This is a genomic window from Bradyrhizobium sp. STM 3809 (assembly GCF_000239795.1).
Classification (GTDB): Bacteria; Pseudomonadota; Alphaproteobacteria; order Rhizobiales; family Xanthobacteraceae; genus Bradyrhizobium.
The window spans coordinates 1-11108 of the sequence record NZ_CAFJ01000358.1; the positions used below are offsets into that span (position 1 = coordinate 1).

An 11108-nucleotide genomic window follows, 5' to 3' on the forward strand; every position below is an offset into this window, starting at 1 on the left:
CCTTAGGCTATGGCTTCCGGGCTCGCCCTGCGGGCGCCCCGGAATGACGACGGCTAACTGGCACTGTTTCTGACGCAGCAGTATGAGCCGCAAGGCGTAACCCGCCGTCTCTCCACACCGGCGGATGACGCTGCGCTCATCCGCCCTACCCTCGCTGAGGCGGAGCAAAGCGTTGCTCGGCTTCGCTTGCATGCCGGCGCGTTCTGCGCCGAAACGCTCATTTCGTCATAGCTCTCAGATACATCGCTCGTTTCAAGAGCCCCGCGCCAAAATAAATTGCTTCCGAAAATCAGCAAATCATGGCTATTGTGTCTCCGTTCCGGTCCGGATGAGGGGCGTACGCGTCGTCACGAGACGTTGGGCCGGCAATGCGGTGGACGTGAGCGCATCAGCGCGCCCTGGTGGTGCGGACGAATGAGGCGTTTGCGGAACGTGAAGTCGCGTGGTCCTGACACCCCGAAGCTGGTGTCTCCCGCGCAATGCGCGCAAGCGCATTGTCGCGTCACGGTGGCCAACAAGCCGGGCGCCGGGGAGATCGCGTATAAGCGTTAAACCATCGCGCAGGGAATGCCGGGTCGAATCGGCTGCACCTGTGGTGACTGCCGCCTGCTTTCTTTGTTGCAGGCGGGCCATGGGTGAGGCCTTCACCCGGCATTCCCTGCGCCCTCATCATCGTGAGAGGGCGGACGCCGTCCACATCCTCCGGGCGCGATCGCGCCGCGGACACGTCGTCACGTGCCCTGCTGTTTGACCGGTTGAAGAGGATAGCCATGGCTTGCGGCCATGCGCTTGACGGCGCATGTCGCGGCGGCCTTCACGCCTCGAGCAGCGCCGTGAACACCCGCCGCACCTCGCTCTGGGTCTCGCGCACGCGCGCCTCCAGCGCCGAGAAGTCGGGCGCGTCGCCCGCACGCGCCATCACCCGCAGCAGGTCGTCGCCGGCCTGGTCGGGCTTGAACTTGTCGCTGACGCACAGCCGCAGGATCTGGGTGAGGTCATGATAGAGCCGCGCCGCCTGGCGCAGGATCACGGTTTCCGCACGCGGCAGCACGCCGAGACGCTCGGCATTGTCGAGCACCGTGAGCGAGCTGACGTCGAGGATCTCGGGCTTGGTCGCGGCGTGGACGAGCTGCAGATATTGCGCGACGAAATCGATGTCGACCATGCCGCCGGCGGCGTGCTTGAGGTCCCAGAGGTCCGTTTCGCCCTTCTCGGCGGCGATCGCGCGGCGCATGTCGGCGACGTCGCGGGCGATGGCCTGGGCGTCGCGGCTGCGGCGCAGCGCGGTCTGGATGATCGCCTCGATGCGGGCGCGGAAGGCAGGCGAGGCCGAGATCACGCGCGCGCGGGTCAGCGCCATGTGCTCCCAGGTCCACGCCTCCTGCTCCTGATAGTGCGCGAAGGAGTCGATGTGCGAGGCGAGCGGGCCGGCGCGGCCCGACGGGCGCAGCCGCATGTCGATGTCATAGAGCACGCCGTAATTGGTGCGCGAGGTGAAGGCGGAGATCAGGCGCTGGGTGAAGCGGGCGAAATAATGCGCGCCCTGCAGCGCGCGCTCGCCATCGGAATCGGGCGCGTCGGCGTCGAAGTCGTAGAGCAGGATCAGGTCGAGATCCGACGAGGCGGTCATCTCGCGCGCCCCCAGCCGGCCCATCGCGATGATCGCGGTCTCCTGGCCCTTGATGCGGCCATGCTGGGCGGCGAAGCGCTCGGTGACCAGATCGTGCACGGTGTGCACGATGCCTTCGGCGACGTCGGCAAAGGCCGTGCCCGCCTGCTGCGCCGACACGGTGCCGGAGAGGATGCGCGTGCCGATCAGGAACAGGCTCTCCTGGCCGAACAGCCGGAGGCGATCGAGGAACTCCTCATAGGTGCCGGCGTCCTGCAAGGTCGCCGCGAGTCGCGTCGACAGCTCGCGCTTGTCGGGAATCGCCCCGAAGAAGCGCGGATCGATCAGGCCGTCCATCAGCCGCGGCTGCCGCGCCAGCATGTCGCCGAGCCGCGGGGCCGCGCCGAGCACCAGCGCGACCAGCGCGACGAGGTCGCGGTTCTGGCCGAGCAAGGTGATCAGCCGCCCGCCGAGCTGCAGCGCCTGCAGGAAGCGGTCGAAGGCGGTGACGGCGCGGTCGGGTTCGTCGGCATGGGCGAGACCGTCGATCAGCGCCGGCAGGAACTCGGTGAAGCTCGCCCGCGTCGCCTCGGCGCGGAACACGCGGTAGTCGCCGGCAAGCCATTGCTGCAGGGTCCTGGCGACCATGACCGGATCACGGAAGCCGAGCGCGACGAGATGTTCGAGCAGGCGCGGGTCGTCCGGGCCGGCGCCGTAATTCACCGCCGGCAGGCTGACCGTGCCGGTCGGATCGCCTTCGAACAGCCGCGCGTAGTGTCCCTGCACGACGTTGAGGTGGAACAGCAGATCGCCGGCGAAGCGCTCGCGGCTGTCATAGCCGAAGAAGCACGCGAAACGAGACACGCCCTCGATGTCGTCCGGCAGGCTGTGGATCTGCTCGTCGGCCATCATCTGCAGGCGATGCTCGACGCGGCGCAGGAACTCGTAGGCGGTGGTGAGCTCGTCGCGGGCCTGCGCGGTGATCCAGTTGCTCGCGGTCAGCACCTCGAGCGCCTGCAGGGTCGGACGCACGCGCAGCTCGGGGTGGCGGCCGCCGGCGATCAGCTGCTGGGTCTGGGCGAAGAACTCGATCTCGCGAATGCCGCCGCGGCCGACCTTGACGTTGTGGCCCTCGACCGCGATCTCGCTATGGCCGCGGTAGACCTGCATCTGCCGCTTCATGTCGTGGACGTCGGTCAGCGCCTGGAAGTCGAGATGCTTGCGCCAGACGAACGGCGACAGCTCGGCCAGCATCGCCTCGCCGGCGACGAGGTCGCCGGCACAGATACGGGCCTTGATCATCGCGGCGCGTTCCCAGGTGCGGCCCTCGCGTTCGTAGTAGTGCAGCGCCGCTTCGGTCGACATCGCCACCTGCGTCGAGGCCGGATCAGGGCGCAGCCGCAGGTCGACGCGGAACACGTAGCCGTCGGCGGTGCGGCTCTGCAGCAGTCGCGCCATCGCTTGGGTGACGCGGACGAAGAACGGCTGCGGCTCGATATCGCGCACGAGCGTCGTGGAGTCCGGATCGAAGAACACGATGAGGTCGATGTCGCTGGAATAGTTCAGTTCGCCCGCGCCCATCTTGCCCATCGCGAGCACGAACAGCCCGCAGCCCCGCTCCGGCTGCTCGGGATCGGCGGGCGAAAGGCGGCCGCGCGCGGCCTCCTGGCGCAGCAGATGGCGCAGCGCCATCTGCACCGAGGACACCGCAACATCGGTCAGCGCCGCCGTGACCTGCATGACCGGCCAGACGCCGCCGATATCGCACAGCGCGATCAGCAGCGCCGCCTCGGATTTGAGCCGCCGCAGCAGGCTCATCACCTCCGCCTCGCTGCCGGCGGCCACCACCTCGCGGGCGGTGCGGGCGATCAGCTCGGAGAGATGCGTCTGCGGCTCGCAGCGCAGGAGAACGTCCAGCCGCCGGCCATCGGCGCGGATGAGATCGAACAGATAGGGGGAGGATTCGGCGATGCCCAGAAGGATCGTCCGCGGCCAGCCGCCGGCGAGCCGCGCGCGGAGCGATGCGGCGAGCGATGGCTCGAGCTCGGCGAGCCAGTCCTGCAGACGGTGTTCGGCTGTATCGGGCGCACGGACATGCGGGCCGGCAACGAAACGCCCGGCCAGACTGCTCTGCCCGTCCGCGTTTCCCGGCGCGGAGGAGGTCATGCAGCCTTCTGTGGCACATCCTGCGTCGGCGCCGCAAGCTTCGCGGGCACACCCGCGCCGGCCGGCAGCACGAGGGTTGCGATCAGCCCGGGTCTGGCGTCGCCGAGCCTGAGTTCGCCGCCGTGCAATGTCGCCACCGCGGAAGCGAGGCTGAGGCCGAGGCCGGAACCCGGCAAGGTGCGCGACGCCTCCAGCCGCACGAAGCGTTCCACCGCGTGCTTGCGTTCCGTCTCGGGGATGCCCTCGCCATGATCGGTGACGCTGAGCAGCACCTGGCCGCCCTCGCGCCGCGCTTCGATCAGGATCTCGCGGCTGGCAGCCGCGGCCGCCGTGTCGAGCGGCAGCGCCGCCGGCTTGCCGTATTTGATCGCGTTCTCGACCAGATTGGCCAGCGCCTGGCTGATCAGCTCGCGATTGCCATGCACCGGCGCCGCCGCCGCATTGACGCGCAAGGTCATGTCGTTGTCCTCGGCGAGCGGCTCGTAGAGCTCATGAATGCCGCCGGCGACCTCGGCCGCATCGAACTCGACCATGTCGCCGCGTGCCTGCCCGGACTCCGCCCGCGCGATCATCAGGAGCGCATTGAAGGTGCGGATCAGGCCATCCGACTCCTCGATCGTGCGCTCCAGCGCGCCGCGATATTCCTCCTCCGAGCGCGACTTCGCCAGCGCCTCCTCGGCGCGGTTGCGCAGCCGCGTCAGCGGCGTCTTCAGGTCATGCGCGATGTTGTCGGACACTTCCTTGAGGCCGGTCATCAGCGCCTCGATGCGCTCCAGCATCGCATTGAGATTTTCCGCCAGCCGGTCGAGTTCGTCGCCGCTGCGTCCGACCGGCAAACGACCGGAGAGATCGCCGGCCATGATCCGCCGCGTCGTGCCGGTCATGGCATCGATCCGATACAGCACGCGCCGCGCGACGAAGATGCCGCCGCCGATGCCGAGCACGACCACCACCAGCACCGACCATTGCGCCGCCTTCGCGACGATGCCGAACAGCCGCCGCCGCTCCTCGAGATCGCGGCCGATCAACAAGCGAAAGCCGCTCGACAGCTGCGTGACATAGACCAGCGCGCGGTGGTTCTGCTCGCTCGAATCGTCGAGCCGGCGATAGAATGTCTCCGACCAGCCGGACGAGCCCATGACCCCCGGAGCCAGCGAACCGACATTGCCGGCGATCATCTGCCCGGTGGGCGTGGTGATGAGGTAGAGATTGGCTCCGGGCCGCAGCGCGCGGCTCTCGATTGCGCCGACGATGCCGCGCAGGCCCCAGCGGGAGAAGATGTCGGTCATCTCGCCGATCTCCGAGCTGACCGTGGTCGAGATCTGCTCGGTGATCAGGCGGCGGGTGTTCCAGGCGAAATAGCCGAGCAGCGAGGCGGCGAACAGCGCGAACAACAGCAGATACACCAGCGTGAGCCGGAACGCCGTCGTTCTTATCAGCTTACCGAAAGCCGCCACCAACCTGCCCTCAAAACGCTCCATCTGCCGGCCGCCCGCAGAACCTACCAAACGGACAGGCTACCCAGAAGTGACAAAGCGTTCATGAACGGGCATCCGTCGTGCTTCAACGGCGGGTCGGAGGCCCCAAAGCGGTATTCACCGCCGTGCGGAGCTCGATCCGGTCAGTGTCGGCAGACGCAGCAGCGACGACAATGGAGCCGGATCGCGGCTGAGCAGCGGCATGCCGAACGAGGAAATCGCCGGACCGAATTGCCTCAAGAGCGGCATGCCGAACAGAGCAGAGAGCGAGAACGTGCTGCTCGAAAGCGTCGGCACGTTCCAGAAGTGGGCGAACGGAGTCGGATTGTCGAGCAGCACCGGAATCTGCAGGATGCACGACATCGGCGTCGCCTCGTCCCACGGCATGACGTGGCTCTCGGGTTCGGTAATCCCCGAGTCGATCGGCCCGAAACCGGCGAGGATCTGCATGGCCCGGAGACCGCCCGTGAATGGCGCATGCACGGTCACCAGCGATCCGCCACGGCTGATCCCTTCCGCGTAGACACGGGCGTGAGACTTCAGAACAAATACCCGGGTGATGGCTGCGACGATGTCGTCGATCGATTCGCCCGCGCTGTCGCTCGATACGAGATGGACGTCGTCGTAGCCCTCGTGCTCGAGCGCCGCCTTCGCGCTCGCGGCCTGGGCGGGGTTTGCGTACATCCGGCAGATCGTCTGGCTCATGGCTTTTTCCATTGTGAGGGAGTGCGGACGTTTCCGCCATCAGGCCGCATGCTGCTCGGCCCGGCGCTCCGGTCCGACGAAAGCCCGACCGCACCGGGGCGAACGAGATGAGCCATGGTCAACAGCGTCGCGATCAGCATGACGATTTCGAGCGTGTAGACCGACATGTATCCAGCAGCGGCACCAAGCGCGTTTTGTGGCGCGGCGCTTGCGACCAGATCACGAAGGATCCCGCCCAGCGCGATGGCTGCGCCCGCGGCAGAAGCCTGAACCGCCCCCCATGCGCCGAGCGCAAGGCCGGTCTGGTGTTGCGGAGCCAGGTTCATCGTGGCGGTGAGCGTTCCGTGGCCGAAGAGACCCGCGCCGAAGCCGATCAGGAACGTGCCGACAGCAAACAGCGGCGCGGAAGAAAATGGCGCAGCCGCAATGACCGCGAGAAACGCCGGAATCCCGATCAGCACGCCGTTGCCGGCCATGCGAAACGGATCGAAGCCGCGGCTCAGAATGCGCGACGCCAGACCAAACCCGCACAGACCGCCGATCGCAAGAGCTGCGGTGAGCTTGGTGGTGTCGCCCACTGTCAGGTGCAGGATCTGCCCGCCATAGGGTTCGAGCAGGACGTCCTCCATGCTGAAGGCCATCGTGCCAAGGCCGACGGTCAACAGGCGACGCATGGCCTGGCCGCCGCTGACATAGCTGTCCCAGGATTCCTGGAAGGTCGGCTGCCGCCGGACCGTCGCGGTCGAGCGGCCGCGCGCCTCCATCTTCCACAGCGCGACCGCATTGAGCACGATGGTGGCGACGGCCGCCCCCTGAATGACCTGGACGAGGCGCGCCGGGCTGAAATCCGCAAGCAGGATGCCGAACAACAGCGCACTGGTGATGGTGCCGAAAAGCAGCATCACATACATCAGCCCCACCACCTTCGGCTGCGATTCGACCGGGGCGAGATCTGTCGCGAGCGCGAGGCCGACGGTCTGAGTGGTATGCAACCCGATCCCCACCAGCAGAAACGACAGGGCGGCGCCGACCTGCCCGATCCAAGCCGGGGCACTGGCAGCCTGACCGCCGCCCGACAGCACCAGCAGCGCGAATGGCATGATGGAGAGGCCGCCGAACTGCAGCATCGTCCCCTTGTAGATGAAGGGCACACGCTTCCAGCCGAGCTCGGAGCGGTGCGTGTCGGAGCGGAATCCGATCACGGCGCGGAACGGAGCGAAGATCAGCGGCAGCGACAGCATGATCCCGACCAGCGATGCCGGCACACCAAGCTCGACGATCATCACGCGATTGAGCGTACCGATCAGCAGCACCAGCGACATGCCCACCGAGACTTGAAACAGCGACAACCGGAGCAGCCGGGACAGCGGCAGATCGGGGGTCGCGGCATCTGCAAACGGCAGGAAGCGCGATCCCAGCCCGATCCAGCTTCTCATCAAATTCTGACTGACACGGTTCATCATCACTGAAATCATCCGAGCATGCGCACCATCGTTCAGCAGCGCGCCAGCCTTCGTCGTGACCATGAAGGTGGCCGGGATCCGCAGATCCCGGACCTTTTCAGTTCGACGCCTTCCGTTCTCACGAACGGCTATTTGGCATCGAGCGGCGCGAGTGTCGCGAGCGAAACCCGGTCCGGCGCCTGCGGCACGGCGGCGTCGGCAGCAGCTTGGGCTTGCGCAGGAGCAGGCGCGATCGTGACCATGAAGGACGAGCCCAGCCGGGTGCTGTCACCAGCCGCAGGAGCGACCGAAATGACGTAGCCCGGCACGGCCTGCGTATTCAGGGCCACCGGCGACACCGACTCTTCGAGAGCCGCCTTCTTGGACTTACCGCCTTCCCAGTAGGCTCCCATCCAGGTGGTGTGCGACAGGATCGTGTAGTGGACGCACAGCGAGGTGAGCGCGACGCTGCCGAGAAACAGCGGCAAACCGACGGTGGGATGGACCACGCACCAGATACGACCTTGGTTCATGGCGGCCCCCTCAATGCAGCCAGGGCGAATAGATGTACGCCAGCAAGTGCGCGACACATGCGATCACGAAGAACACGCGTGCGCCGTCGATGACATGCTTGTGCAGCTCCTCCGATTCCGGGATCGTCAGTCCCGTCGGCCAAACTCTGTTGGGATCATCCGGCATCAGGTCACCTCCTATGTTGTCGTCCTCATGGTTGGTCTCGTGCTGCCCCCGCGTCGGGCCGCAATTTCACCCATGCGAGCGCATGGCTCGCACCTGGACTTAGGCAACCGGTTCAATCCGCGCACGACGGTGCCACCGCCGGCCCGCATGAGCAGCGTTTGTTGTCCAGATTGGCGGTGCTTCCACCCGGGATCCGGACAGGGAACCGCCGCGCGTAAAATCTGATTTACATGCGTTAATGTCAATTATAATGGACGTCGACAGCTGTCAGGATCATCCCGGACAACCAGGGGCCTGATGAGCCCCCAGTCGCGCGATGAGTGACGGTCGGCCGTTCAGCGAGGGCGTGGTGACGCAAGCCATCGATCCGATCTTGGAGAGCACGGCCTCCGCCGGCAGCGCCGATGGGACGGACCTGACGCCTTGCGACCGCGAGCTGATCCACCTGCCGGGGGCGGTCCAACCGCACGGAGCATTGCTGGCGTTCGAGCCGGACCGACCGCAAATCACGCATGCCGGTGGCGACACGACCGGTCTTTTGCGCAGGCCGGCGCAGGCGCTGCTGGGCGAGGACCTCGCGACGCTGTTTTCGGCGGACCAGATCCGGCAGCTGCAAGCATTGGCCTCCGGCGGGGGCCCGCCTCGCGCGGTGCATGCCTTCAGCAGCGCAGCCGGTTCGCTGGCTCCGACCAGCGCCGACGTGACAGCCTTTCGCAGTGGCGCGCTGCTGGTGGTCGAGATCGAGCCCCGCCGTGAGCCGCCGCCCGACAATCCGCTCGCGGCCGTCAGGAGCATGCTCCGCCGCATCCAGCAGTCCGACGCCATGCCGGCGTTCTACCAGTCCGTCGTCGACGAAGTCAGCCGCCTGACCGGCTTCGACCGGGTGATGGTCTATCGCTTCCTGGATGATGGCAGCGGGACCGTCATCGCCGAGGCGGCGGGCTCCGGCGTGGACGCGTTTCTCGGCCTGCATTATCCGGCTTCCGATATCCCGAAACAGGCGCGCGAGCTCTACCGCTCCAGCTGGATTCGCGCGATCCCGGATGCGCGCTACGACCCGGCGCCGATCCTGTCCCTCCCCGGAGCGCCCTCGCCCGCGGCGCTCGATCTCGGCCAGAGCACGTTGCGCAGCGTGTCGCCGATCCATCGCCAGTATCTCGCCAACATGGGCGTGGTGGCGTCGATGTCGATGTCGATCATCATTCGGGGCCGGCTGTGGGGCCTGATCGCGTGCCATCATCGCGAACCGCGCTATCTGCCGCAGGCTCTGCGCGAGGCCTGCGAGCTGTTCGCCGAGATGGTGTCGTCGCAGCTGGAGGCGCGGCTCGCCGCGGAGAGCCTTGCGATCCAGACGCGCAGCGCGGATGTCCATGATGAGCTGCTCGGTCGCCTGAGCCAGGAGTCCGAGCTCGCAGCCGGGCTGATCCGGCATCGGCCCAACCTGCTCGACCTCATTCCCGCCGGCGGCGTCGGCCTGTGGATCGACGGCCACTTCTCCAACATCGGCGCCACGCCGGATCGCGACGAGACCGAGGCCATCGTCGGTTGGCTCAACGCGACCATGGAGGATGACGTGTTTCAGACCGACCAGCTGCCGCTGCTCTATCCGCGCGCGGAACGCTTCGCCGCCGTCGCGAGCGGAATGCTGGCCTTGTCGGGCTCCAAGACTCCCCGCGACTATCTGCTCTGGTTCCGGCCCGAACTGGTCAGGACCATCAATTGGGCCGGGCGACCCGTCAAGGGCGGGTCCGAACATCAGATGCTGACGCCGCGAACCAGCTTCGCGATGTGGCAGGAGCTGGTGCGGCTGCACGCTTCGCCATGGCTGGAGGCCGAGATCGAGGCCGCGCAGCGGCTCCGCGTGGCGCTGCTCGAGGTCGTGCTGAAGCGTGTCGACCAGTTGGCGCGGGAGCGCGCGGCGGCGCGGCAGGGTCCGATCCGGGCCGACGCGACCTCCGCCGTCGAGCTCAGCCTGCGCGAGGTCGAGGTCGCGCGGCTGACCGCGGCCGGCCACAGCGCCAAGACGATCGCGCTGCGGCTGAAGATCGGGGTCAAGAGTGTCGAGACCTACAAGAAGCGCTGCATGACCAAGCTCGGCTTCCACAGCCGGGTCGAGCTCATCAACTACGCCATCGCCAAGGGCTGGCTGAACGCGCCATGACGTTCGCCGCCTAGCGCAGCCCATCGCGGATCATGTACCCGGCGCCGCGGATGGTGTGGAGCAGCGGGCGGTCGAACCCCTTGTCGATCTTGGAGCGCAGCCGCGAGATGTGGACGTCGATCACGTTGGTCTGCGGATCGAAATGATAATCCCAGACGTTCTCCAGCAGCATGGTGCGCGTGACCACCTGCCCGGCATGCTTCATCAGATATTCGAGCAGGCGGAACTCGCGCGGCTGCAGGGTCAACTCGTCCTTGCCGCGCGCGACGCGATGCGACAGCCGGTCGAGCTCGAGGTCGCCGACCTTGTAGGTCGTCTCCTCGGCCGGCCCGCCATGGCGGCGCGACAGCACCTCGACCCGGGCGAGCAGCTCGGCAAAGGCGTAGGGTTTCGGCAGATAGTCGTCGCCGCCGGCACGCAGGCCCTTGATGCGGTCGTCGACCTGGCCGAGCGCGGACAGGATCAACACGGGGGTGCGGTTGCCCTTGTCGCGCAGCGCGCCGATCAGCGACAGGCCGTCGCGCTTGGGCAGCATGCGGTCGACCACCAGCACGTCGTAATCCCCGCTCTCGGCCATCGCGAGCCCCTCCTCGCCATCGCCGGCGAGATCGGCGACATGGCCAACCTCGCGGAACGCCTTGACCAGATAGTCGGCGGACTCGCGGTCGTCTTCGATGATCAGGAGGCGCATTGCGGAAACGGGGGCGGCGGTCACGGTTGGATGTCCATCTACATGGCCCGGCCGCCGTTTCCGTGCAAGGCGGCCTCGAGCCCGGGGTTGATCAACAGGAAAGTGGGCGGTGAGGCTGGGGGACCTCACCGCCCGAGTTCCTTCCGACGGAGGGGGG

7 protein-coding genes and 1 pseudogene are annotated in these 11108 nt (G+C 67.1%); 1 reads left to right on the forward strand and 7 read right to left on the reverse strand.

Annotation, left to right across the window (positions count from 1 at the left end):
* Positions 1–814: 814 nt before the first annotated feature.
* From BRAS3809_RS18805 to pufB, 6 genes and pseudogenes are all read right to left on the reverse strand, one after another.
* The gene (locus BRAS3809_RS18805; RefSeq protein WP_008963651.1) at positions 815–3775 is read right to left on the reverse strand and encodes a bifunctional [glutamine synthetase] adenylyltransferase/[glutamine synthetase]-adenylyl-L-tyrosine phosphorylase; all 2961 of its coding nucleotides are present in this window, start codon (positions 3773–3775) and stop codon (positions 815–817) included.
* Entirely contained in the window at positions 3772–5232 is a 1461-nt protein-coding gene (locus BRAS3809_RS18810; protein WP_008963652.1) for an ATP-binding protein, read from the reverse strand. The genes BRAS3809_RS18805 and BRAS3809_RS18810 overlap by 4 nt, the downstream gene beginning before the upstream one ends.
* A 138-nt stretch (positions 5233–5370) precedes the next feature.
* Positions 5371–5958 (reverse strand): hypothetical protein, encoded by a 588-nt coding sequence (locus tag BRAS3809_RS18815; RefSeq protein WP_008963653.1) that lies wholly within the window; start codon positions 5956–5958, stop codon positions 5371–5373.
* On the reverse strand, positions 5955–7418 hold the full coding sequence (locus BRAS3809_RS18820) for a PucC family protein (RefSeq protein WP_035656864.1): 1464 nt from the start codon (positions 7416–7418) through the stop codon (positions 5955–5957). The genes BRAS3809_RS18815 and BRAS3809_RS18820 overlap by 4 nt, the downstream gene beginning before the upstream one ends.
* A gap of 338 nt (positions 7419–7756) precedes the next feature.
* A pseudogene (locus BRAS3809_RS37385) lies at positions 7757–7933 on the reverse strand (light-harvesting protein); the annotation flags it as partial.
* A 10-nt stretch (positions 7934–7943) separates the two neighbouring features.
* Positions 7944–8099 carry a light-harvesting antenna LH1, beta subunit gene (pufB, locus tag BRAS3809_RS18830; protein WP_008963656.1) on the reverse strand — a complete coding sequence of 52 codons (156 nt, stop codon included), beginning with the start codon at positions 8097–8099 and terminating at the stop codon, positions 7944–7946.
* A gap of 316 nt (positions 8100–8415) precedes the next feature.
* Here pufB and BRAS3809_RS18835 point away from each other — a divergent pair, with 316 nt between their 5' ends.
* Positions 8416–10260, forward strand: a complete 1845-nt coding sequence (locus tag BRAS3809_RS18835) for a GAF domain-containing protein (protein WP_008963657.1) — start codon at positions 8416–8418, stop codon at positions 10258–10260.
* Positions 10261–10270: 10 nt separating this feature from the next.
* On the opposite strand, the gene BRAS3809_RS18840 is transcribed toward BRAS3809_RS18835, so the two are convergent.
* On the reverse strand, positions 10271–10951 hold the full coding sequence (locus BRAS3809_RS18840; RefSeq protein WP_009031474.1) for a response regulator transcription factor: 681 nt from the start codon (positions 10949–10951) through the stop codon (positions 10271–10273).
* Positions 10952–11108 lie beyond the last annotated feature (157 nt).